The sequence below is a fragment of the Streptomyces rhizosphaerihabitans genome, from assembly GCF_025399795.1.
GTDB classification, from domain to species: domain Bacteria; phylum Actinomycetota; class Actinomycetes; order Streptomycetales; family Streptomycetaceae; genus Streptomyces; species Streptomyces rhizosphaerihabitans.
The window spans coordinates 110,501-133,350 of sequence record NZ_JAODTZ010000001.1; the positions used below are offsets into that span (position 1 = coordinate 110,501).

A 22,850-nucleotide genomic window follows, 5' to 3' on the forward strand; every position below is an offset into this window, starting at 1 on the left:
GGCCGGCTCCGTCGAAGGCTCCCGAAGCCGGGCCGGCCGGCTCCCTGGAACGCTCCCGAACGTGTGGGCCGCGCCGTACGGGCAAGGTGCCGGCCGGACTCCCCCGACCGCTCGGCCCCGTACGCGTGAGGCGGCGGACCGCTCCGCCCGCTTCCGTACGTACGCACATACGCGTGAGGCGGCCGGCCGCGTGAGCGGACCGACCGCCTCCGAGGCGCCTGGTCACACCGCGGCGGCCGGCTGCTCCTCGCTCCGCACGCGCGGGACGAAGCGGATCCGGGGGTGTCCGTGGTGCCAGCCGAGGGAGACACGCAGGCCGCCCAGGCGGGCCAGGACCAGGCCGATCGTCGTCGCCGCGGCCATCGAGACCAGCCCGCCGAGCGCGAAGCCCAGCCGGGGGCCGTAGACGTCGGTGACCCAGCCGATCAGCGGCGCGCCCAGCGGTGTGCCGCCCACGAAGACCATCATGAACAGCGCCATGACGCGGCCGCGCATGGCCGGGTCGGTGGCCATCTGGACCGAGGTGTTCGCGGTGACGTTCACCGTCAGTCCGAAGATGCCGATCGGGACCATCAGGAGCGAGAACAGCCAGAGCGTGGGGGCCGCCGCCGCCACCACCTCCAGCGCGCCGAAGGCCACCGCCGCCGCGATCAGTACGCGCAGCCGGGCCGTGCCGCGCCGGGCGGCGAGGAGCGCACCGGCCAGCGAGCCGATCGCCATCAGCGTGTTGAAGAGGCTGTACGCCCCCGCGCCCGAGTGGAAGATGTCGTCCGCGTACGCCGACAGCCAGACGGGGAAGTTGAAGCCGAAAGTGCCGATGAAGCCGACGAGAACGATCGGCCAGATCAGTTCGGGGCGGCCCGCGACGTAGTGGAGGCCTTCGCGGAGCTGGCCCTTGGCGCGCGGTGCCCGCTCGACGACGTGCAGTTCACGGGCGCGCATCAGCAGCAGGCCCGCCATGGGGGCCACGAACGACAGGCCGTTCAGGAGGAAGGCCCAGCCGGTGCCGACGCCGGTGATCAGCAGGCCCGCGACGGCGGGGCCGACCAGCCGCGCGGACTGGAAGTTGGCCGAGTTGAGGCTGACCGCGTTCTGCAACTGGCCGGGGCCGACCATCTCGGAGACGAAGGACTGGCGTGCCGGGTTGTCGACGACGGTGGCCATACCGACGGCGAAGGCGGCGAGATAGACGTGCCAGACCTGGACGTGGCCGGAGAGGGTGAGGAGGGCGAGCGCGAGGCCGGTGAGGGCCATCGCCGTCTGGGTCACCAGCAGCGTCGGGCGCTTGGGGAGACGGTCGACGAGGACACCGCCGTACAGCCCGAAGAGCAGCATCGGCAGGAACTGGAGCGCGGTGGTGATGCCGACCGCGGCGGAGGAGCCGGTCAGGCTGAGCACCAGCCAGTCCTGGGCGATGCGCTGCATCCAGGTGCCGGTGTTGGAGACGACCTGGCCCAGGAAGAACAGACGGTAGTTCCGGATCTTCAGCGAGCTGAACATCGAGGCGGAACGGGGGGAGTCGCGGGTGGCTGTGGAGTCGTGGGTGGCTGGTGCGGGGGCGGAGAATGCTCCGGGTCCCGTACTCAAAAGGGCTCGCCTCCAGGGCAGTCGTGGACGTCGGCGTCATGGGGGGGGCGTCGGCGCTTGCGGGGAAGGGCAGACCCTCCGTTGCTCCGAGACCGGTGATCCGAACCGAGATCAGTGATCTGGACCGAGATCGGCGATCCCGGCCGAGACCGGTGATCCGGACCGAGATCAGTGATCGGGGCCGTGACCGGCGATCCGGACCGAGATCAGCGATCCGAGTCGTGACCGGTGATCCGGACCGGGATCGGGGAGCGAAAGAGGGCCGCCGGCGGTCAGATGTGCGCGAGCTTCTCCAGAACGGGGGCGGCTTCGCGGAGCTTGGCCCATTCGTCCTCGCCGAGGGCCTCGACGAGTCCGGCCAGGAACGCGTTCCGCTTGCGGCGGCTCTCTTCGAGCATCGCCTCCGCCTTGTCGGTCTGCGTCACGACCTTCTGGCGCCGGTCATCGGGGTGCGGCTCCAGCCTGACGAGCCCCTTGGCTTCGAGCAGCGCGACGATACGGGTCATCGACGGCGGCTGCACATGTTCCTTGCGGGCGAGCTCGCCGGGCGTGGCGCTGCCGCAGCGGGCGAGGGTGCCGAGCACCGACATCTCGGTGGGGCTCAGCGACTCGTCGACCCGCTGGTGCTTGAGTCGACGCGACAACCGCATCACTGCGGAGCGCAAGGCGTTCACGGCGGCCTCGTCGTCGCCATGGGTGAGGTCAGGCATGTTCTTTAGCGTAACTCATTACCCTCGCTAAAGAACAATGGGGTGCCCGTGACCCGCGCCATCCGGGCTGAGAGATCACTCATATGAGTGAGATCGCTCCGGAAAATGACCCGAATCCGGTCGGGAAGCGGCGACCCTCGACCCCATGGGGACCAGTGTGCTCAGCCTGCGTATGGACGGGGAGCTGCTCGACCGGCTCCGACAACATGCCGCGAAACGCGGAATGAGCGTCCAGGACTATGTGGTCCGGACGCTCATTCGCGACGACTTCGACGAGCGGTTCCAGACCGCCGTCGAGGAGACGGAGAAATTCTACGGGGTCACCTGAGACCCCGTACTGCTGATGCCGCTCAGGTCAGGCCGAGGGCCGGCATGAGGTAGTAGAAGGTGAACACCGCCGACACCACGTACATGGCGACCGGGATGTCACGGCCGCGGCCCGCCGCAAGGCGCAGCACGACGAAGGTGATGAAGCCCATCCCGATGCCGTTGGTGATCGAGTAGGTGAACGGCATCATCATCATCGTCACGAAGGCCGGGATGGCGATCGTGTAGTCCGCCCAGTCGATCTCCTTGACCGAGTGGGACATGATCAGGAAGCCGACCGCGATCAGCGCGGGGGTGGCTGCCTGGGACGGGACCATCGTGGCGACGGGGGTCAGGAACAGGGCGACGGCGAAGAGCCCGCCGGTGACCACGTTCGCGAAGCCCGTGCGGGCACCCTCGCCGACGCCGGCCGTGGACTCCACGAAGCACGTGGTGGCCGAGGAGGAGGTGGCGCCGCCCGCGGCGACGGCGATGCCGTCGACGAAGAGGACCTTGTTGATGCCGGGCATGTTGCCCTGCGCGTCCGTCAGCTTGGCCTCGTCGCTGATGCCCATGATCGTGCCCATCGCGTCGAAGAAGCACGACAGCAGCACGGTGAAGACGAAGAGGATGCCGGTCAGCACGCCGACCTTGCCGAAGCCGCCGAAGAGGCTGAACTGGCCGACGAGCCCGAAGTCCGGGCTGGCGACCGGGTTGCCGGGCCACTTCGGGGTGGTCAGACCCCAGGACGGGACGGTGGTGACGGCGTTGATGATCACCGAGGCGACCGTCATGGTGACGATCGAGATGAGGATGGCGCCGGGCACCTTGCGCACGATCAGCGCGAGGGTGAGCAGGGTGCCGAGGACGAAGACCAGGACGGGCCAGCCGTGCAGGTGACCGTCGGTGCCGAGCTGGAGCGGGACCGTCGTCTGGGCGATGTCCGGGATGCGGGTGACGAAGCCGGAGTCCACCAGGCCGATCAGCATGATGAACAGGCCGATCCCGATCGCGATGCCCTTGCGCAGACCGAGCGGCACCGCGTTCATGACGCGCTCGCGCAGACCGGTGGCGACCAGGAGCATCACGATGAAGCCCGCGAGGACCACCATGCCCATGGCGTCCGGCCAGGACATCCGGGGCGCGAGCTGGAGGGCGACCACCGTGTTCACGCCGAGGCCCGCCGCCAGCGCGATCGGCACGTTGCCGATGACGCCCATGAGGAGCGTGGTGAAGGCCGCGGTCAGCGCGGTCGCGGTGACCAGCTGTCCGTTGTCGAGGTGGTTCCCGTACATGTCCTTCGCGCTGCCCAGGATGATCGGGTTCAGCACGATGATGTACGCCATCGCGAAGAAGGTGGCGAAGCCGCCGCGGATCTCGCGCGGGAGGCTGGAGCCCCGCTCGGAGATCTTGAAGTAGCGGTCGAGGGCGCTCTGCGCGGGCCGGGACTCCGGCTCGTGCGGGGCGGGGGCCTTGGTGGCGGCCGAGGTGGACATGCGGGTCCTCAAACGTGCAGGGGGACGGGGACGTGATCGAGCCTGGTCAGTGGTCGCTCACCAACAGGTTCCCCCAGGCCTCTGTTGGTGTTTTATACGAATACAACTGGCCAGACTCGGACGGTTTCAGTATGAACATATGAGTCAGAAATCGCTATCTCCGCGCGTAGACCCTTGTCGCACAAGGGAAGACCAGGCGCGAACGCGACCGGTCTCCGACCCTCGTAAGCTGTGCACATGGCGAAGTGGACCCCCAAGCACGAGGCGCCGGAGCCCCTGGAGGGCCCCGTCGTCGCCACCATCACGGGCGGCACGATCCTCTGGTTCGTCCTCTTCCTGGTGCAGCTGCCGTTCTACGGCTGGTTCGACGACCACGGACACCTGTGGTGGCTGTGGACCTGCCTGGCCGGCGCGGGCCTCGGACTGATCGGCATCTGGTACGTCCGCAAGCGTGACGCCGCGATCAAGCGCGCGCACGCCGCCGGCTCCCCCGGCGCCCCCGTGACGGAGTAACGGGGCTTCTCCTCCACCCACGGCAGCATTCCCCGCCGCGCCCCGTCCTCCCCAGGTCGGAACTTTGGCGCACTCGGCGGGTGAAGCCGCATATCCGCACGTACCGTCGAATGCATGACCCACATCGACGCGGGCGCCGAACTCGATCCCGTTCACCCCGTGCCCATACCCGCCTCCCGGCGGGCCGAGGGGTTGTCGGCCGCCGAGGTGGCCGAGCGGGTCGCGCGCGGCGAGGTGAACGACGTCCCGGTGCGCAGCAGCCGCTCCGTGGGCGAGATCGTCCGGGCGAACGTCTTCACCCGCTTCAACGCGATCATCGGCGTGCTCTGGCTGATCATGCTGTTCGTGGCGCCGTTCCAGGACAGCCTGTTCGGTTACGTGATCATCGCCAACACCGGGATCGGCATCATCCAGGAGTGGCGGGCCAAGAAGACCCTGGACTCGCTCGCGGTCATCGGCGAGGTGAAGCCGACCGTCCGCAGGGACGGGGTCGCCGCCGAGGTCCGCGCGTCGGAGATCGTGCTCGGGGACCTCATCGAGATCGGGCCGGGCGACAAGGTCGCCGTCGACGGCAGTTGCGCGGAGGCCGACGGACTGGAGATCGACGAGTCGCTGCTCACCGGGGAGGCCGACCCCGTGGTCAAGCACGCCGGCGACCCGGTGATGTCGGGCAGCTTCGTGGTCGCGGGCAGCGGCGCCTTCACCACGACGAAGGTGGGCCGGGAGGCGTACGCGGCACAGCTGGCGGAGGAGGCCTCACGGTTCACGCTGGTCCACTCCGAGCTGCGCAGCGGTATCTCCACGATCCTCAAGTACGTGACGTGGATGATGATCCCGACCGCCATCGGCCTCGTCATCAGCCAGCTCGTCGTCAAACAGCACGGCTTCAAGGACTCCATCGCGCGAACCGTCGGCGGGATCGTGCCGATGGTCCCCGAGGGGCTGGTCCTGCTCACCTCCGTCGCCTTCGCGATCGGCGTCATCCGTCTTGGCCGGAAACAGTGCCTCGTTCAGGAACTCCCCGCCATCGAGGGCCTCGCCCGCATCGACACCGTCTGCCTCGACAAGACCGGAACCCTCACCGAGGGCGGCATGGACGTCACCGAGCTACGGCCGCTGCAGGGCGCCGACGAGTCGTATCTGCGCAGGGTCCTCGGCGCGCTCGGCGAGGCGGATCCCCGGCCGAACGCCTCCCTCCGGGCGATCATCGCCGCCTACCCGGACAGCGAGGAGTGGCGCTGCACCCAGGCACTGCCCTTTTCCTCCGCCCGCAAGTACAGCGGCGCCGGGTTCAGCGAGGGCAACGGCGAGTCCAGCACCTGGCTGCTCGGCGCTCCCGACGTGCTGCTGCCCGCCGGGGACGCGGCGCTCGCCGAGACCGAGCGGCTGAACGAGGCGGGGCTGCGGGTGCTGCTGCTCGCGAAGACCACCAAGGACCTCGACGACCCCGAAGTGGCGGAGGCCGCGCGGCCCGCCGCGCTGGTCGTGCTGGAGCAGCGGCTGCGCCCGGACGCGGCCGTCACCCTGCGCTACTTCGCCGACCAGGACGTCAAGGCCAAGGTCATCTCCGGCGACAACGCGGTGTCGGTGGGCGCGGTGGCCGGCAAGCTCGGGCTCACCGGCGAGGTCGTGGACGCGCGCCGGCTGCCCACCGAGCCTCAGGAGATGGCCGAGTCCCTGGAGAAGGGCACGGTCTTCGGGCGGGTCACCCCGCAGCAGAAGCGGGACATGGTCGGCGCCCTGCAGTCCCGCGGGCACACGGTGGCGATGACCGGCGACGGCGTGAACGACGTCCTGGCCCTGAAGGACGCCGACATCGGGGTGAGCATGGGCTCGGGGTCCGAGGCCACCCGCGCGGTGGCCCAGATCGTGCTGCTCAACAACAGCTTCTCGACACTGCCCTCGGTGGTCGGGGAGGGCCGCCGGGTCATCGGGAACATCACCCGGGTCGCGACGCTCTTCCTGGTGAAGACGGTCTACTCGGTCCTGCTGGCCGTCCTCGTGGTCTGCTGGCAGGTCGAATATCCCTTCCTGCCACGCCACTTGACCCTGCTGTCCACCCTGACGATCGGCATTCCGGCGTTCTTCCTCGCCCTCGCCCCCAACAAGGAGCGTGCCCAGCCCCACTTCGTACGGCGGGTGATGCGGTACTCGATCCCGGGCGGGGTCGTCGCGGGCGTGGCCACCTTCGTGATGTATCTGATCGCGCGCCACTACTACACAGGAGACGGCTCGCTGGAGGCGGAGACGAGCGCCGCGACGCTGACGCTCTTCCTGGTCTCGATGTGGGTGCTCGCGATCATCGCCCGGCCCTACACCTGGTGGCGGATCTGCCTCGTCGCCTCGATGGGCGGGGCGTTCCTGCTGGTGCTCGTGGTGCCGAAGCTGCAGCACTTCTTCGCGCTGAAACTGGTCGGCACGACGATGCCGTGGGTCGCGGTGCTGATCTCGGTGGTGGCGGCGACCGTCCTGGAGTTCCTGTGGAGGTGGGTCGACCGCCGCGTTCCCGCGTAGGGGCTGCTTCAGCCAGTGGAGAAGGGGCCCCTGAGGTGGTCGTTCCCTACGGCTCGTCTTCACACGGGGCCCAAGTGATGGTGGAGTCTGCCGACTCGAAAAAAGATCACCTGGGCCTACGGAAAAGTTGCAGGAGAGACGGATTCCTTGGTCGCCCCTTACCGGCGTCGCGGCGGGGTGGGGACAGACAAAGATCCCCGGCCGCCGGGCCGGGGATCTTCGGTCAACTCAACTCATGGGTCACTGCACGTCGACGTAGTCACCCGTGGCACTGACGGCCGAGGTGGTCGAGGTGCCCGCGAAGCTGTAGCGGAAGGTGCCGTCGACGGTGGCCGTCGTGGTCGTCTTCAGGTTGCCGGAGCTGTCCGTCTTGACCGTCTTGAGGGTGGTGTAGGTGCTGCTGCCCGCCTTGCGGAACTGCAGATTCACCGACTGGGTGCCGTAGCCGTAGTACTTGGCGGCGTCCCAGCTCGCGCGGGTCAGCGCGCCGGTGACCGTGATGGTCTTGCCCTTCTTGACCGGCTCCGGGGCGGCGTTGACCGTCAGCTTGGAGTAGCGCTGGAGGTTCTTGGTGCCCAGGTCGCCCTGCCACTTGACGTTGTTGGTGTTGCCGGTGGCGTCGACGGCGACCGCGCCGACCTTCCAGGCGCCGGCCTCGGCGGAGGTCAGGTCGTCGTAGTCGGCGCCGGGGACCGGACGGAACTGGATCTCGGCCGTGCACTTGAACTCGGTCGAGGTGGAGACGGTGCAGGTGCCGCCCTCGTCGCCGCCGAGGATGTCGGTCGGCGAGGTGATCGAGGTACCGCGGTAGAGCACCGGGCCCGTCTCGATGGAGCTCGGGTTGAGGCCCGACGGGTGCGTCACCGTGTAGGTCGCGCTGACCGTGACCTGCGCCGAGGCACCGACCACGATGTTCTTGCCACTGTTGATCACGACGTTGGAGAAGGTGACGCCGGACACCGGGTTGCCTGCGGCCTGCGCGGCCGGCACGGCGAGAGCGGAGAGGGCCAGGGCGCCGGTGACGGCGGCCACGGTGGCTCGTATGCGCATGTGGGGTTCCCCAAGTGGGAAAGGGGGTCCCGGCGGTGGTCGTTCCTCACGGCTCGTCGTCAGCACGGGACCCAAGTGATCAGTGAGTCTGTTGACTCATGGGTGAGATTAGTGAGAGGTGCGACTGGTTGTACGGGTGGGGTGTGGGAATCGCAGTTTTTAGGTGGGCATTGCTCGCCGATGACGAAGCACGGAGGAACGCCCGGTCCGGGCATTACCGAAGCCCTGGCTCACCCGGCCCAGGGTGAGCCCGGCCCAGGGTGTTCCCGGGACCGGGTGAGCCCGGAACCGAGCGCTCCCGGCCACCGGCGTTCCCGGGGCCGGGCAGTGCTCCTCACGGCGTTGCCCGCGTCACCTGCATGCCGGTCCTGGCCTTCGCGGTTCGCGCCGCTCGGATCGGCGTGATCAGTCGAACCAGCGGTCCCGGGCCAGTTCCTCGGTGCGGGACGGGTCCTCCAGCAGCGCCGCGACCTCGAAGCGGCGCGGCCACTGGCCCGCCGACCAGGCGAGGCCGGCGGCGACGCCCTCCACGGTGGCGGCGTGCAGCACCCCGTCCCGGGTGCGGCGCCAGTCGAGTTCGGTGCCGTCGACCACGAGCTCCTCGTGCTCGACGTACGAGGCGGGGGTCCCGGGGCCCAGCAGGACCCGTACGGACTCCGGTACGTCGTGCTCGGTGCCCTCGGAGGTCACCTCGCCGGTGACGGACTCGCTGAGCCGCCGCACCTGGAACAGCTCGGCGAGCTCGGCGGCCCGTGACGGCGGCACCGGCAGCAGCGGCACCCCGTCGGTGAACGCCAGCAGATCCGGTGAGTCCACGACCATCGCGTCGGCCGCGTCCACGACCCGCACCTCACCGTCCACGACGGCCCGCAGCTCGTCCGGCAACGTCACCCGCTCGGGGTCGAGGTCGGCCAACGCGCCGTAGAGGGCGTGCAGTTGGGTTCCGAAGACCTCGCGGTCCGGGTCGGCGAGCCGGTCGAGCAGTTCGGCGGCGCCGCCGGGCTCGTCGAGCAGGGCGGCCACGGACGTACGGACACCGAGCGCCCGCAGCACCTGTTCGTCGTCGAAGCCGGTCGCGTCGGCCTCGTCGTACAGGCCGCGCAGCAGCGGATCGCCGCCGGCCGCGCGCAGACCGGCCGGGCGGCGCCCGTCGAGCACCGGATGCCCGCGCAGCCACCAGGCCGTGTAGGGCCGGACGATCTCGTGCGTGCCGTCCGGCAGCAGGATGCGCACCTGCTGGGTGATCGCGTCCCGCAGCGGCGGCTGGGCGAGCAGGGCGAGGGCCTCGGGCCACCGCTCGTCGTCCACCAGGTCCAGATCCCGTACGGCGACGATCTCGGTCGCGACGGGCGGCACCGGCGAATCGGGCAGCCGGTCCAGAACGTCCTCGCACCACACGTCCACCGCGTCCAGCAGACCGGCGTCGTCGGGCTCGGCGAAGTCCGCGTCGCGCGGCTCCAGTTCGTCCGGATCGAGCACGATGTCGGTGGCGCGCACCAGGGCGAAGCCGGCGAGGACGCCGCAGGCGGCGAGCGGCTGCTCACCCCAGCGGTCGGCCAACTCGGAGTCGACGAAGGCGAGTTCGTCCTCGCGCATGATCCGGGCGAACGGGCTGCCGGGCAGCACGAGTTCACCGGCGGGCACGAGCTCCCCCTCGTCGTCCGGCAGGGCGAGAGCGCCGAGCCAGGGCTCGTCGCCGGGTTCGAGGGCGGCGTCACGGACCAGCGCGAGGACGGTGTCCGCGAGCTCCTCCGCGTCCGGGGTGTCCTCGTCCCACGCCCCGCCCTCGTCGTCGAGCGAGGCGGCCACCGCGGCCCGCACCTGCGGGGTGGTGAGCACCGCGCGGGGCGAGGCCGGAAGAGCGCCCAGTTTCTCCAGGAGCGGGTGGGCGGCGTCCGGGTGCGCGACCTTGAGGCCGAGGCGGGCGAGCGTGTCGGGGGCCACCAGGGTCCCCTCGGCGGTGGGCAGCAGGATCTGGCGGGGCCCGATGGTCGTACGGCCGTCGGCCAGCGGCACCGGCAGTCCGGACAGCCGGTCCGGGTCGACCCCGGCCAGGCTGTCGTACAGGCGGTGCCACCAGCCCGGGTCCTTCTCCAGACCGGCCAGCCGGTCCACGGCCTCGGTGAGCGGAACCCGGGCGACGCCCAGCGTGCGCAGTTCCACCCGCCGCTCCAGCCCGGCGGGCAGCAGGCTGGGCAGCACCTCGGCGAGCACCCGGACGGTCTCGGCGCCCGCACCCTCCACCACCTCGGCGTCGCGCGGCCGCAGCGTGGTGGGATTCTCGGCGGGGCTGCTCTCGGGCCAGTCGTCCGGGGTGTCTGCGGCCGGCATCCGGTCCGGCAGGGCCGCGGGCGGCAGGAACGCGGTGCGCGGCAGCCGGTCCAGGATCGCCTGGCGCAGCGCGCCGTCCAGCTCGCCCTTGCCGAGCGGACCGGGCACCAGGTCGATGATCCCGGTGTCCACCGGCCGCCAGGAGGCGAGGAGTTCGGCGTAGGCGTCCGCCGCGCGCTCCACCAGGAAGTCGGTCAGCGGGCCGGGGGCGGCGTGCCGCCGGGTGGTGTCGAGCGGGAGGGAGGCGATCAGGAGCGCGGGCACGCCGAGGGCTTCGTCGCTCGGCGTCGGCGCGTGCACGACGGGGCTGGTCCGCGGGCGGGCCGGGGCTCCCTCGGCGTCGACCGGGACGGCCCAGGTCACGGACCAGTGCGGACGCAGCCGCTCCTCGACCGGACGGTCGGCGAGCAGGGCGGGGTCGAGGGGGCCGTGCCGGTCGACGGTGCGGTAGCGGGTCGCGCCGTCGCGGGAGTCGTCGATGACGGCCCCGTGCTCGGCGCTGCCGCGGCGCAGGGTGCGGACCTCCGCGTCGCCGATCTCGACGACCACTTCCTCCAGGCCCGGAAGGGCGAGCAGGAGGGCGTCGTCGATGTTCCGCAGGAGGCGCTCGGCGAGATCCTCGGCCGCGGTGTCGCGCAGCGGCAGGATCACGGCGGTGTCGTACGGGTCCGGGGCGGTGCCCTCGGCCGCGAACGGCAGCCGCAGCAGGGGCACATGGCCGTCCCGGCGGCGGATCTCGTCACCGAGGCCGGGACTGTTCCCGGCGGTACCGGCGGCCAGATCGCGTGCCTCGGCGAGCGCCCAGCGGACGCCGCCCTGGCGCCCGACGACGGCGGGCTCGTCGGTGACGGCGAGGACCGCGGCGAAGCCGACACCGAAACGGCCCACGGCCGTGTCGGCCGCGTCCCGCTTCGCGGAGGCGCGGAGGGTGGCGAGCGACTCGACGCCGGCCGCGTCGAGGGGGGCGCCGGTGTTGGCGGCCACCAGGACGCCGTCGCGGAGGGTGAGGCGCAGACGGCCCGGGATACCGGCGCGGGCCGACGCGTCGGCGGCGTTCTGGGCGAGCTCCACGACGAGCCGGTCGCGGTAGCCGCCGAGGACGAGGTCCTCCTCGGCGTTGGCGTCCTCACGGAACCGGGCCGGGCTGGTCGCCCAGGCGTCCAGTACACCGCGGCGCAGGCGCGCCGTGCCGAACGGGTCCGCACCCTCGGCAGCCGGCCGCACGAACTTACTCACGGGTTCACTCTCCCTCTCGCCTGGCGCGACCGCGAATGCTGCGCCGGGTCGCGGCATGAAGGTACCGCGCGCTCTCCCCGGCTTCCGCCGCCGCCGGCCGCGGTGAGTGCGTGGCCCCCTCCGCCGGAAGACCCCTGCGGGTGCATCGCGGCTGAGCTGCAACCGCTCACGGTCCTACGGCCCCGCCCCGCCCCCTTAGGCCACGGGGGCAGGATTCAGCCCCTCCGGCGTTTGAGGAGCGGGGTCCGGGGCGGAGCCCCAGGGGTGATGGGGGTCCCCCTGGCCGAGCGAAGCCGAGACCTTGGGGGAGGGCAGGGGCGGCGGGGGCGAAAGAAGCTTGTGGCTGTGCCGAGGCGAGGTGAGACGGGTGCCCCCGGGAGAGGTAAGCCCCAGGGCGGGGAGGCCGCCAGGCAGGGACGGCCGCCGCCTCGGGGGCTACGAGTGGCCGAGCTCCGCCGTGGACTCGTCGGCGGTCGCGGGTACGGAGCCCGAGTCGGGGGACGGACGCAGCGGGAACGGATCCACCTGGGTCTCGTCGATCACCGGAAGCGGCGGCCGCGGAGGCTTCGGCATGACCGCGGCCTCGGAGTGCCCACCACACCCGTACGCGAGGGACACCACACGCCCGTCCGCCGGCGAGAACTCATTCGCACAGACACCGAACGCCTGTCCGAGCGAGCCCCCGATGCGATTCAGGAAGCCACAGCTGACGCACGACGCGGGCGCTGCCTGCGCCATCACCGTCTTGGGTCCGTACGACTCCTCCCAGCGGTCGGCCGCGACATGCAGCCCGTACCGGGAGAGCACCCGGGCCCGGCGGAGCCCCAGTTCCTCGGCCACGGCGGCGATCGAGCCCCGGCGCGGGGCCATCGGCAGGTTCGCGGGCGTACCCGCGGTCAACTCCGCGTCCTCCGCCTCCACCAGCTCGGCCATGTCCTCGGAGACCGCGGAGTTCGGCGCGGGCTCGTCCTCGCCGGAGTAGCCCGGCTCCAGCCGGAGATCCTCGGCGTCCGTGGGCAGCAGGTCCCCGGGACCCATGTCGCCCGGGCGCAGCCGCTCGCTCCACGGCACCCACTCCGGGGCCAGCAGCGCGTCCGTGCCGGGCAGCAGCACCGTCTCGTCGAGGGTGACGTTCTTCGCCCGGGAGGCGCGGGCCACGGTCGACGCCCAGCGCCAGCCGCGGTACCCGGGTTCCTTGCACTCGAAGTAGTGCGTGACAACGCGGTCCCCCTCGGAGACCAGCCCGAGGTGCTCGCCGACGATGCCCGGGTGGGCGGCTTCCTCTGCTGCCGCGCGGGCGAGGTCGACCGCCTCGGCGCACAGACGGTCCGGGGTGCGGCTTCGCGTTGTCGCTGCGCTCACAGGTATCGCTTCTCTCCTACGCCGTCTCACGGGTGCGCCATTCCTCCGGCGGGGGTGCGGACGGAGCGGACCGGTGGGCCGCGTCGACGTCCGCGCCCGATCGCACTCGGGCGCACCTACGCCATCCATTCTGCGGGATGACCGAGAGGCGCGCGGCCGAGAACAATCGCCGCAGGCGCGTTACGCACGCTACCTTCTCCTGGCCCCTGGGCCCACACCGGCGGGCGTCTTCGGCTCTCCGCGCCGGGATCTTTGCCGCTCCGCGGGCCGTTCCCCCGCCGCTCCGCGGCGATATCCCCGGCGCTCCGCGCCGAAAGTTTCCCACCCACACCCCGTCTCACTCCGCCGAAAAGTCCTCCACCCCGAACCCGACCCGTCTCGCTCCGCCGAAAAGTCCTCCGCCCCGGGTCGTCCAGGGCCGGCCCATCTCGTTCGCCGAGAAAGTGCACGCCAGGGGCCGACCCGGATCGCACCGCCGAAAAGGGGGCCGGCCGGGGCCCCCGATCGTCCTCACACGCCCCCCACTCGGCCCCCATACGCGCGGTAACCGCACTACGCACCCCGAACTCGGGGCACTATGACGGAGTGGCATCCGCAAGGTCGCCCCAGGGAGCAACCGGTATCGGTGGCGCCAAGGGGAGCAATCGGAACGGCGGATCGGGCCGGGTGACCGGGTCCGTCCGTGCGGTGGGACGTGCCCTGCACTTCCCGGTCACCCGGACGGCGCGCGGCATCCGCAAGGCGACCCACGCGCACGGAGCGGGCGAGTCGGGCCTCGGAAAACTGATCGAACTGCACGCGGTGAACGGCGCGGGCGACGTCATGATCACCGTGGCACTGGCGTCCACCGTGTTCTTCTCCGTGCCGACCGACGAGGCCCGCGGCCGGGTCGCCCTCTACCTGGGCATCACGATGGCGCCCTTCGCCCTCCTCGCCCCCGTGATCGGCCCGCTGCTCGACCGTCTGCCGCACGGCCGGCGGGCCGCGATGGCGGGCTCGATGCTCGCGCGGGCGATGCTGGCGCTGATGCTGGCGGGGGCCGTCGTCAGCGGAACCTTCGAGCTGTATCCCGCCGCGCTCGGCGTACTGGTCGCCTCCAAGGCGTACGGCGTGGTGCGCAGCGCCGTCGTCCCCCGGCTCCTGCCACCCACGTTCTCCCTGGTCAAGGCCAACTCCCGGGTCACTCTGGGCGGGCTCCTGGCCACCGGTGTGGCCGGGCCGATCGCCGCCGTGCTCCAGTCGCTGGGGGCGCGCTATCCGCTCTACGGCGCCTTCGTGATCTTCATCGCGGGCACGTTCCTGTCGTTCTCGCTGCCGCCCAAGGTCGACTCGGCCAAGGGCGAGGACAAGGCGCTGCTCGCCGCCGACCCGGAGCATCTGCACGGCCCGCATCTGAAGAAACCCCCGCGCCCCGGACTGCGGACGGTGGGGACGGCCGTCACCCACGCGCTCGGGGCCAACGCCTCGCTGCGCTGCCTGTCCGGCTTCCTGATCTTCTTCCTCGCCTTCCTGCTGCGCCAGCAGCCGCTCAGCGGCAAGAGCGCGGCGGTCTCGCTGGGCCTGGTGGTCGTCTCGGCGGGCGTGGGCAACGCGCTCGGCACGGCCGTCGGAGCTTGGCTGAAACAGCGCGCTCCGGAGATCATCATCGTGACAGTGGTGGCGTTCGTGCTGGCCGTCGCGATCGCGGCGGCGCTCTTCTACGGCACTCTGTTCGTGGCCTGTCTCGCCGCGGTCGCCGGGTTCGCGCAGGCGCTCGCCAAGCTGTCCCTGGACGCGCTGATCCAGCGCGACGTCCCCGAACTCGTCCGGAGTTCGGCCTTCGCCCGCTCCGAGACGCTGCTCCAGATGGCCTGGGTCCTCGGTGGAGCCATCGGCATCGCGATGCCGCTCAACGGCTCGCTCGGCCTCGCCGTGGCCGCCGGGATCGTCGCCGTCGGGTGGCTGACGACCGTGCGGGGACTGCTCTCCGCGGCACGGCGCGGCGGATCGGTCCGGCAGCGCGTCTCCTGAGCCGCGCGGGGGCCACACACGGCACGCCGCACCCCACGTGGGGGCACGGGTGGGCGCGCCCGATAACCTTCGGCCATGACCTCCCTGCCCCGCGGCAGAGCCGCTAATGGACAACGCGCTGCGCGCCGTCGCCGCGCCGTCGCCACGGTCGGCGCCGTTTCCGCCGGACTCCTCGCCCTGTCCGCCTGTGACAAGCCGACACCGATGGCCACCGTCACGGTCGGCGACCACTCGGTGAGCTCCGAGGCCGACTGCTACAACGACGGCAACGCCGTGAAGACCGCGGACCTGACGAGCTGCCTGCGGTCCAAGGACATCAAGTCCATCGGCGTCGACCCCGACGCGACCGTCCGGTTCGGCGTGGACCCGAAGATCGCCGACAAGGGCTGGACGATCCTGATGAACGGACAGCAGCTCCTGCCCGAGAGCACCAAGAAGACGTACCTGACCATTCCGGGCAGCGTGTTCTTCAACCAGCAGTACGGCGCCACCGGCAGCTCGACGCTCGTCTCCGTCAAGGAGGGCGACAAGACCGTCACCGGCCTGTGGTCGTTCAAGTTCAAGAAGGACTCGGACAACTGATCGCCGCCGGGCCGAAGGTGCTCGTGGCCACCGCCGTCTCCGCGGAGCGGGAAGCGGTGGCCGCGGCGTCGTCCGGCACGGCGCACGAGATACGGCTTCCGGGGGCGACGCTCCACCGGCTCGGTGGGCACGATCTGCTCGCCGCCGGTGTCGGCCCCGGCCTCGCCGCCGCCTCCGTCTCCGCCGCGTTGACCGCCGCCGCCCTGGACGGCGCGCCCTACGGCCTCGTCGTCTGCGCGGGCATCGCCGGCGGCTTCCAGCCCGGCGCGCCCGTGGGTTCGCTCGTGGTCGCCGACGACATCGTGGCGGCGGACCTGGGCGCCCAGGCGCCGGAAGGCTTCCTCCCGGTCACCGAGCTCGGCTTCGGAACCGTCAGCCATCGGCCACCGGAATCACTCGTACGAGCGGTCGCGGCCGCCACCGGTGGAAGCGTCGGAACGGTGCTCACGGTGTCGACCGTGACCGGCAGCGCCGCCCGCGCCGCCGAACTGCGCGCCCGGCATCCGCGGGCCCTCGCCGAGGCGATGGAGGGGTTCGGGGTCGCCGAGGCGGCCGGCGCGCACGGCGTACCGGTGCTGGAGATCCGCGCGGTGTCCAATCCCGTCGGCCCGCGTGACCGCGCCGCGTGGCGCATCGGCGACGCCCTCGCGGCCCTCACCGAGGCCTTCGGGAAGCTGGGGCCCGTCCTGGAGAGTTGGAACCCACATGAGCGCACCCACTGAATCCGCCGAAGCCCTGCGGATCGCCTATTCGCCCTGCCCCAACGACACCTTCGTCTTCGACGCCTGGGCACACGGCCGAATCCCCGGCGCACCCGCGCTGGACGTGACCTTCGCGGACATCGACATCACCAACGGCATGGCCGAGCGCGGCGAGTTCGACGTGCTGAAGGTGTCGTACGCCGTGCTGCCGTACGTCCTCGACAGCTACGCGCTGCTGCCGTGCGGCGGCGCGCTGGGCCGGGGCTGCGGTCCGCTCGTACTGACGAGGGAAGCGGGCGCCGGGGGCACCTCCCCGCTGGAGCCGAGCCGAGAGCCCGGGGGACTGACGGGTCGTACCGTCGCCGTGCCGAGCGAGCGGTCGACGGCGTATCTGCTGTTCCGGCTGTGGGCGGCGGACACGGTTCCCGGCGGAGTCGGCGAGATCGTGGTCATGCCGTTCCACGAGATCATGCCGGCCGTGCGGGACGGGAAGGTCGACGCGGGGCTCGTCATCCACGAGGCGCGTTTCACGTACCGCAACTACGGGCTGCACAAGCTCGCCGACCTGGGCGAGTACTGGGAGCGGACCACGGGGCTGCCGATCCCGCTGGGCGCGATCATCGCGAGGCGGTCGCTGGGGGCGGAGCGGCTCCGGGCGCTCGCCGACGCCGCCCGCACCTCGGTCCGCGCTGCCTGGGACGATCCCGAGGCCTCCCGCGGCTACGTCCTGGAACACGCCCAGGAAATGGACCCGAGCGTCGCGGACCAGCACATCGGCCTGTACGTCAACGAGTTCACGGCCGATCTGGGCGACGACGGATACGCGGCGGTCCGCGGACTGCTCACGCGCGCGGCGGCCGAGGGACTGGTGCCACCCCTCGGCCCGAACGCGCTGGACTTTCCCTGATTTCTCTCCCGGACCTCTCCGAATTCCCCTCGGTCCCCGGCCGGGGACCGCTGACGGACGGTCAGACGTCGAGCTGGTCGGCGACCGCGCGCAGCAGGCCCGCGATCTGCTTGCCGGAGGCCTTGTCGGGGTAGCGGCCCTTCTCCAGGGAAGGCGTGATGTTCTCGAGGAGGGTCGTCAGGTCCTGGACGATGGAGGCCAGTTCGTCCGGCTTGCGGCGCTGGGCGGCCGCGACCGAGGGGGCCGGCTCCAGAAGGGTCACCGAGAGCGCCTGATCGCCGCGCTGACCGGCGACGACACCGAACTCGACACGCTGGCCGGGCTTGAGGGCCTCTACTCCGGCGGGCAGGACCGAGGAATGGACGAAGACGTCGCCGCCGTCGTCACGGGAGAGAAAGCCGAAGCCCTTCTCAGTGTTGAACCACTTGACTTTGCCGGTGGGCACGTCTGTCCTCGTCCTCGTACTCGTCGGAAACTTCTCTGGGAACGGCTCGGGTGGTTGCAGGGGCAACTGCCCGTAAAACGCCTCTGGATAGCACTACAGCGGGTCAGCCGACCCGCCGGTACCAAGGCTAATGGTCCGTCGGCTCGTGACAAGACGTCGCTGGATTGTTCCTTCGCGCAGGGAACTACCCTGGTCGGGTGCGTGACAAAACCCAAGCGAATTCCCCCGAAGCCGGTGACCGGCTGATCCGTGCCGGTGCCATCGTGTTCTTCATCGGAGCGTTGGCCACACTGGTCACCGTGGCACCGCTGTTGCTCGGTACGAAACCTTTTCCGCTCTACATGTTCGGCTTGAGCATGCTCATGGGCATCGGATTCCTGCTGGCCGCGGCGGGCGTGCTCCAGTCCGCCGCGCAGGGACGCCGCCGGGCCCGCGCCGCCCGTTCCTGACGACGGCTGTTCCCGGCGACGGCTGTTCCCGATCCGTTCCCGGCAGCGGCCGTTCCGGCGGACCGGTGCCGGCTCCGCTGTGCCCTCGGCGCCCTCAGCGGTAGTTCTCCAGCCATGCCGGGAACTCCGTGAGATCGCCGAGGACGACGTCCGCGCCCGCCGCGCGCAGTTCCTCGGCGTCGCACGGCCCGGTCGCCACGGCCACGGCGTACGCCTGCGCCGTGCGCGCGCCGCGGACGTCGCCGGTGTGGTCGCCGACGTAGACGCTCGCGCCGTGCTCGCGCAGCGCCACCGCCTTCTGCTCGGCCCACAGGCTGCCGGCGAGTTCGTCCGTGTCGATGCCCAGGTGGTCCAGGTGCAGCCTGGCGTTGGGCTCCCACTTCGCGGTGACGACGACCGTGCGACCGCCCGCCGCCCGCACCGCCGCGACGGCCTCGCGCGCGCCGGGCATCGCGAGCGTGCCGGTGATGGCGTACGTGGGGTACATCCCGCGGTAGAGGTCGGCCATCGCCTGGACCTCCCCGGCCGGGAACCAGTTGGCGAGCTCCTCGTCCAGCGGCGGACCGAGCCGGGTGACCACGAGATCCGAGTCGATGTACGTCCCGGTCCGTGCCGACAGCGCCTCGAAACAGGCGTGGATGCCGGGACGGGAGTCGATCAGGGTCATGTCGAGGTCGAAGCCGACAGTCAGCGCGGTGGAAGTCATATGGGCCATTGTGCCCAGGACACCAGGTGTACGGTCCAGGCATTTTCCGGAGGCCGGTCCAGGCCGTTGCGAGCGCCGGACGTCAGCGGAGGCGCCGGACGTCAGCAGATACGCCGGACGTCAGCGGTTGCGCTGGGAGCGCCAGACCAGGTACAGGGCCGAGGTGACCGCCGCGGCGCGGACGACCCAGGGCCAGGTCTGGGCCATCGCGTCGTTCATGTGCCCCTCGGCGATGGGGGTGCCCCAGCGGCCGTTCGTACGGCCCCAGAGCCAGACGATGCCGGCCGTGGCGGACAGGCCCGGCAGGACGAGGACGGCCCACTTGGACTCCGCGGGGGTCAGCCGGCGCGAGCCGTAGGCGATCAGCCAGCCGAGGCCGAGCGCGAACCAGTTGCCGAGGACGGCGCCGGCGACGAGGAGGGCGGCGGCGAGCAGGAGCAGCGGGTTGGTGTAGCCGCTCAGCCGCGGGAGGCGGCGGCGCGGGAAGCGGCGTGCGACGGTGCCCTCGGCCACCGGCTCGCCCTCGGTGGCCGGTGCCGTTGTCTCCTTGGCCCGGTCCGCCTCTTCCTCGGCTTCGCGGTCCTTGTCCCCCGGGGGCGGCCTGAGCAGGTCGGGGACCTCCACACCGCCGACGAACCCCGGCACGCTGTCGCCGAGCCCGAAAGGGCTGTCGGTCGCGCGCCACCAGTCGGGCCGGGTCGCGCTGTCGCCCAGTTCGTGCGCGCTCGCCAGGTGGGGCGGGGACGGCGCGTCGGCCCCGGCGCTCTCGGCGGGCCGCTCCTGCGCGGGACGGGGGCGGGGGACGACGCGGCGCAGTCCCTTGGGACGCTCCTCCGGCTTGGCGGCGGCGCGCTGGGCGGGCACGGCGGCCCAGGTCCGCGTACCGGCTCCGGTACCGCTGCTGTCGGTGCCCCGTCCGGCCGCCGCGACGATCTCGTCGGGGGTGCCGAGGCGGTCGAGGATGCGGCGGACGGCGGCGGGGCTGTCGACGGTGGTCTTCGCCCGGCGGCGGTCGATCTCGCCCCGCAGTTCCGAGACCAGGCGCATCCGGGTCGCCGACGGCAACTGCCGCTGCTGGGCCAGGTCGCCGACCCGGCTCAGATAGTCGAAGACCAGCTGGTCGCTCTCGATCCCCACGAAGTCCCCTCCGGGGCCGGTGCGTTGAATACCCCGCGGTGACGAAGGTACCGGTTTTCCCGTGTGCGGGAGCGCCCCGCCCGGGGCTCGGGCAGCCGTACGACCGTCCCCGGCCGCCCCGGCCGCGCGGCCGGGGAGAGTTCCACGGGTCGGGGGCCGGGCCCGGGGAGCGTGCCACCCGCTACCGTTGACAGGATGAGCCCCGAGACGACCGCCCCGCGGTCCCTGGCGGAAGCCCTCCGCGCGCGGGACGACGCCTCGCTGTCCGCCCTCCTGCGGTCCCGGCCGGACCTGATCACCCCCGTCCCCACGGATCTCACCCAGCTGGCCACCAGGGCGGGCACCCGGGCGTCGGTCGTCCGTGCCCTGGAGCGTCTGGACCGTTTCACGCTCCAGACGGCGGAGGCGCTGGCGGTGGCGCGGGAACCGGCGACGTACGACGAACTGCTCGGGCTGCTGGCGGGCGACGACAACGACCCCACGGTCACGGCCGCCTTCCCGCACGCGCTCGGGACGCTGCGCGAGCAGGCGCTCCTCTGGGGTGGCGACGACCGCCTGCGGCTCATGCGGACGGCACGCGAGCTGCTCGCGCCGTCGCCGCAGCACCCGTCCCCGACAGGGCTCGGGCCGACGGTCGGCGAGGCCACGGCGGGCATGTCGCCGGGGCGCATCCAGGAGATCGTGGCCGCGGCGGGGTTGGCGTCCACCCATGACTCCGTGTCCGCGGTGGCGTCGCTGAGCGCCCTGTTCAGCGACCGCAGCCGGATGTCGGCGCTGCTCGACGAGGCGCCCGCCGAGGCGGTGGAGGTGCTGTCCCGGCTGGTGTGGGGGCCGCCGTACGGGCAGGTGACGGCCGAACCCGCGGCGCATCTGCGCTGGCTGATCGGACGGGGGCTGCTGCTGCCGACGGGGCCGGGCACGGTCGTACTGCCCCGGGAGGTCGCGCTGCATATGCGGGCGGGCCGCGCGCACCGGGTGACGGAGCCGCTGGCGCCCCCGGTCGAGGTCTCGGCGACACGCCGTCCACAGGCTGTGGACGCCGCCGCGGCCGGCCAGGCGTACACGACGCTGGCGACCGTCGAGGAGCTGCTGAAGGACTGGCACGAGGGCGGTCCCGCGGTGCTGCGCGCGGGCGGGCTGAGTGTGCGGGACCTGAAGCGGACGGCGGTGGCGCTCGATGTCTCCGAGCCGGTCGCCGCGTTCTGGGTGGAACTCGCCTACGCGGCGGGCCTGCTGGCGTCGGACGGCGAGACGGAGGAACGCTACGCGGCCACACCTGCCTACGACGCGTGGCTGGAGCTGCCCGCCGCGGAGCGCTGGGCGCGGCTCGCCTCGGCGTGGCTCTCGGCGACCCGCACGGCTGGTCTGGTCGGCGGACGGGACGCGAAGGACCGTACGCTCTCGGCGCTCGGCCCCGGTCTCGACCGTTCCGCGGCGCCGGAGGTCCGCCACCGCGTCCTCGCCCTCCTCGCCGAGCTTCCCGAGGGCGCCGCGCCCGCCACGGACTCCCTCCTCGCCCGGTTGTACTGGGAACGGCCCTCGCGCAGTGCCCGCCCCGCACCGGACGACCTGCGGGCCCGGCTGGCCCACTGGACGCTGTCCGAGTCCGAGCTGCTCGGGGTGACCGGCCGGGGCGCGCTGTCCGCGCAGGGGCGGGCGCTGCTGGGTCTGCCGGCGACGGCGGACACCAAGGAGGCGGAGCCGTCCGGACCGGGTGACAAGCTGCCCGCCCACAAGCGGCACCACCCCGTGACCGCCCCCGTGCCGCACTCCCCCGCCGAGCGGGCCGCGGCGGCGACACGAGCCGCGGGACTCCTCGCCCCGCTGCTGCCCGAGCCGCTCGACCACGTCCTGCTGCAGGCGGACCTGACGGCGGTCGCGCCCGGTCCCCTGGAACGCCCGCTGGCCGACACCCTCGGGGTGCTCGCGGACGTCGAGTCCAAGGGCGGGGCCACGGTCTACCGCTTCACCCCGGGCTCGGTGCGCCGGGCGCTCGACGCGGGCCGTTCGGCGTCCGACCTGCACGCCTTCCTCGCCGCCCACTCCCGTACGCCGGTCCCGCAGCCGCTGGCCTATCTGATCGACGACATGGCGCGCCGGCACGGCCATCTGCGGATCGGGGCGGCGTCGGCGTACGTCCGCTGCGACGACGAGGCGGTGCTCAACGAGATCCTCGCCGACAAGCGTTCGCAGGAGTTCGGCCTGCGGCGGATCGCGCCGACGGTGCTGGCCGCGCAGAGCGACCCGGCGGGCCTGCTCACCGGCCTCAGGGCGATGGGTTTCGCCCCGGCCGCCGAGTCGGCGGAGGGTGACGTCCTGATCAGCCGGGCGCACGCCCACCGCGCCCCGCCCCGCGCCGCCCCGGAGCCCGTCCCGGACGGCCCGCCGGTCCCCGACGCCACCCTCCTCGGCGCCGCGGTCCGCGCGATCCGGGCCGGGGACCTCGCCTCCACGGCCCCGCGCAAGGAGGACCCGGCCGCCGGCCGTCCCGTCGACGGCGGGCTGCCCCGCACCAGCTCGGCCGAGACCCTCGCGACCATGCAGGCCGCCGTCATGACGGGCGAGGCGGTGTGGATCGGCTACGTCAACGCCGAGGGCGCCGCCAGTCAGCGCGTCATCGCCCCCATCCGGGTCGAGGGCGGCTTCGTCACGGCGTACGACCACACGGCGGACGAGGTCCGCACCTATCCGCTGCACCGGGTCACGGGGGTGGCGGAGCTGGCGGACGACCAGTCGTGATCACCCGCCGGTAGGGCACACTGGACGTTTGGCCGAGCATCCGCGCCGGGTGCCGCCACGCAGAAAGGG

The 22,850-nt window shown here is 72.1% G+C and carries 18 protein-coding genes; 9 read left to right on the forward strand and 9 right to left on the reverse strand.

Annotated features, from left to right (window positions below; translation table 11 throughout):
* Positions 1–222 precede the first annotated feature (222 nt).
* Together N4G66_RS00470 and N4G66_RS00475 are read right to left on the reverse strand one after the other, a co-directional pair.
* On the reverse strand, positions 223–1,587 hold the full coding sequence (locus N4G66_RS00470; protein ID WP_315903595.1) for an MFS transporter: 1,365 nt from the start codon (positions 1,585–1,587) through the stop codon (positions 223–225).
* A gap of 272 nt (positions 1,588–1,859) precedes the next feature.
* Entirely contained in the window at positions 1,860–2,297 is a 438-nt protein-coding gene (locus N4G66_RS00475; RefSeq protein ID WP_261701843.1) for a MarR family winged helix-turn-helix transcriptional regulator, read from the reverse strand.
* 145 nt (positions 2,298–2,442) lie between these two features.
* On the opposite strand from N4G66_RS00475, the gene N4G66_RS00480 reads away from it, so the two are divergent.
* The gene (locus tag N4G66_RS00480) at positions 2,443–2,625 is read left to right on the forward strand and encodes a BrnA antitoxin family protein (RefSeq protein ID WP_261701844.1); all 183 of its coding nucleotides are present in this window, start codon (positions 2,443–2,445) and stop codon (positions 2,623–2,625) included.
* 22 nt (positions 2,626–2,647) lie between these two features.
* On the opposite strand, the gene N4G66_RS00485 is transcribed toward N4G66_RS00480, so the two are convergent.
* Positions 2,648–4,099: an NCS2 family permease gene (locus N4G66_RS00485; protein ID WP_261701845.1), complete on the reverse strand. Its 1,452-nt coding sequence runs from the start codon at positions 4,097–4,099 to the stop codon at positions 2,648–2,650.
* Positions 4,100–4,336: 237 nt separating this feature from the next.
* On the opposite strand from N4G66_RS00485, the gene N4G66_RS00490 reads away from it, so the two are divergent.
* Complete coding sequence (locus tag N4G66_RS00490; protein WP_261701846.1) at positions 4,337–4,612, forward strand: DUF2530 domain-containing protein; 276 nt, start codon at positions 4,337–4,339, stop codon at positions 4,610–4,612.
* A gap of 114 nt (positions 4,613–4,726) precedes the next feature.
* On the forward strand, positions 4,727–7,126 hold the full coding sequence (locus tag N4G66_RS00495) for a cation-translocating P-type ATPase (protein WP_261701847.1): 2,400 nt from the start codon (positions 4,727–4,729) through the stop codon (positions 7,124–7,126).
* Positions 7,127–7,366: 240 nt separating this feature from the next.
* On the opposite strand, the gene N4G66_RS00500 is transcribed toward N4G66_RS00495, so the two are convergent.
* The 3 genes from N4G66_RS00500 to N4G66_RS00510 form a co-directional block, all read right to left on the reverse strand.
* Complete coding sequence (locus tag N4G66_RS00500; protein WP_261701848.1) at positions 7,367–8,176, reverse strand: hypothetical protein; 810 nt, start codon at positions 8,174–8,176, stop codon at positions 7,367–7,369.
* Between the two features lie 405 nt (positions 8,177–8,581).
* A complete protein-coding gene (locus N4G66_RS00505; protein WP_261701849.1) occupies positions 8,582–11,743 on the reverse strand; it encodes a sacsin N-terminal ATP-binding-like domain-containing protein in 3,162 nt (1,053 codons plus the stop codon).
* A 435-nt stretch (positions 11,744–12,178) separates the two neighbouring features.
* Positions 12,179–13,105, reverse strand: coding sequence for a DUF3027 domain-containing protein (locus N4G66_RS00510; protein WP_261701850.1), 927 nt, complete (start codon positions 13,103–13,105; stop codon positions 12,179–12,181).
* A 585-nt stretch (positions 13,106–13,690) separates the two neighbouring features.
* Between N4G66_RS00510 and N4G66_RS00515 the strand changes: the two genes are divergently transcribed.
* From N4G66_RS00515 to N4G66_RS00530, 4 genes are all read left to right on the forward strand, one after another.
* Positions 13,691–15,115 (forward strand): MFS transporter, encoded by a 1,425-nt coding sequence (locus N4G66_RS00515; RefSeq protein WP_261701851.1) that lies wholly within the window; start codon positions 13,691–13,693, stop codon positions 15,113–15,115.
* 75 nt (positions 15,116–15,190) lie between these two features.
* On the forward strand, positions 15,191–15,697 hold the full coding sequence (locus N4G66_RS00520; RefSeq protein ID WP_261701852.1) for a DUF2771 domain-containing protein: 507 nt from the start codon (positions 15,191–15,193) through the stop codon (positions 15,695–15,697).
* A 23-nt stretch (positions 15,698–15,720) separates the two neighbouring features.
* On the forward strand, positions 15,721–16,419 hold the full coding sequence (locus N4G66_RS00525) for a futalosine hydrolase (protein WP_261701853.1): 699 nt from the start codon (positions 15,721–15,723) through the stop codon (positions 16,417–16,419).
* Positions 16,403–17,305, forward strand: a complete 903-nt coding sequence (locus tag N4G66_RS00530; RefSeq protein WP_261701854.1) for a 1,4-dihydroxy-6-naphthoate synthase — start codon at positions 16,403–16,405, stop codon at positions 17,303–17,305. Before N4G66_RS00525 ends, N4G66_RS00530 begins: the two co-directional genes overlap by 17 nt.
* 61 nt (positions 17,306–17,366) lie before the next feature.
* Here the strand turns inward: N4G66_RS00530 and N4G66_RS45590 are convergent, their stop codons facing one another.
* A complete protein-coding gene (locus N4G66_RS45590; protein WP_315903596.1) occupies positions 17,367–17,750 on the reverse strand; it encodes a cold-shock protein in 384 nt (127 codons plus the stop codon).
* Between the two features lie 197 nt (positions 17,751–17,947).
* Here N4G66_RS45590 and N4G66_RS00540 point away from each other — a divergent pair, with 197 nt between their 5' ends.
* Positions 17,948–18,199, forward strand: a complete 252-nt coding sequence (locus N4G66_RS00540; RefSeq protein ID WP_261701855.1) for a hypothetical protein — start codon at positions 17,948–17,950, stop codon at positions 18,197–18,199.
* A 94-nt stretch (positions 18,200–18,293) separates the two neighbouring features.
* Here N4G66_RS00540 and N4G66_RS00545 read toward each other — a convergent pair whose 3' ends face one another.
* On the reverse strand, positions 18,294–18,914 hold the full coding sequence (locus tag N4G66_RS00545) for an HAD family hydrolase (RefSeq protein WP_391858728.1): 621 nt from the start codon (positions 18,912–18,914) through the stop codon (positions 18,294–18,296).
* Between the two features lie 111 nt (positions 18,915–19,025).
* Positions 19,026–20,042, reverse strand: coding sequence for a hypothetical protein (locus N4G66_RS00550; RefSeq protein ID WP_261701857.1), 1,017 nt, complete (start codon positions 20,040–20,042; stop codon positions 19,026–19,028).
* Positions 20,043–20,237: 195 nt separating this feature from the next.
* Here N4G66_RS00550 and N4G66_RS00555 point away from each other — a divergent pair, with 195 nt between their 5' ends.
* Positions 20,238–22,781: a helicase C-terminal domain-containing protein gene (locus N4G66_RS00555; RefSeq protein ID WP_261701858.1), complete on the forward strand. Its 2,544-nt coding sequence runs from the start codon at positions 20,238–20,240 to the stop codon at positions 22,779–22,781.
* The last annotated feature ends 69 nt before the right edge of the window (positions 22,782–22,850 follow it).

Coding starts and splice junctions, on each gene's coding strand:
- N4G66_RS00480 (WP_261701844.1), top strand. CDS start 2,443: ATGGGGACCAGTGTGCTCAGCCTGCGTATGGACGGGGAGCTGCTCGAC.
- N4G66_RS00520 (WP_261701852.1), top strand. CDS start 15,191: ATGACCTCCCTGCCCCGCGGCAGAGCCGCTAATGGACAACGCGCTGCG.
- N4G66_RS00545 (WP_391858728.1), bottom strand. CDS start 18,914: ATGGCCCATATGACTTCCACCGCGCTGACTGTCGGCTTCGACCTCGAC.
- N4G66_RS00530 (WP_261701854.1), top strand. CDS start 16,403: ATGAGCGCACCCACTGAATCCGCCGAAGCCCTGCGGATCGCCTATTCG.
- N4G66_RS00500 (WP_261701848.1), bottom strand. CDS start 8,176: ATGCGCATACGAGCCACCGTGGCCGCCGTCACCGGCGCCCTGGCCCTC.
- N4G66_RS00490 (WP_261701846.1), top strand. CDS start 4,337: ATGGCGAAGTGGACCCCCAAGCACGAGGCGCCGGAGCCCCTGGAGGGC.
- N4G66_RS00475 (WP_261701843.1), bottom strand. CDS start 2,297: ATGCCTGACCTCACCCATGGCGACGACGAGGCCGCCGTGAACGCCTTG.
- N4G66_RS00485 (WP_261701845.1), bottom strand. CDS start 4,099: ATGTCCACCTCGGCCGCCACCAAGGCCCCCGCCCCGCACGAGCCGGAG.
- N4G66_RS00495 (WP_261701847.1), top strand. CDS start 4,727: ATGACCCACATCGACGCGGGCGCCGAACTCGATCCCGTTCACCCCGTG.
- N4G66_RS00555 (WP_261701858.1), top strand. CDS start 20,238: ATGAGCCCCGAGACGACCGCCCCGCGGTCCCTGGCGGAAGCCCTCCGC.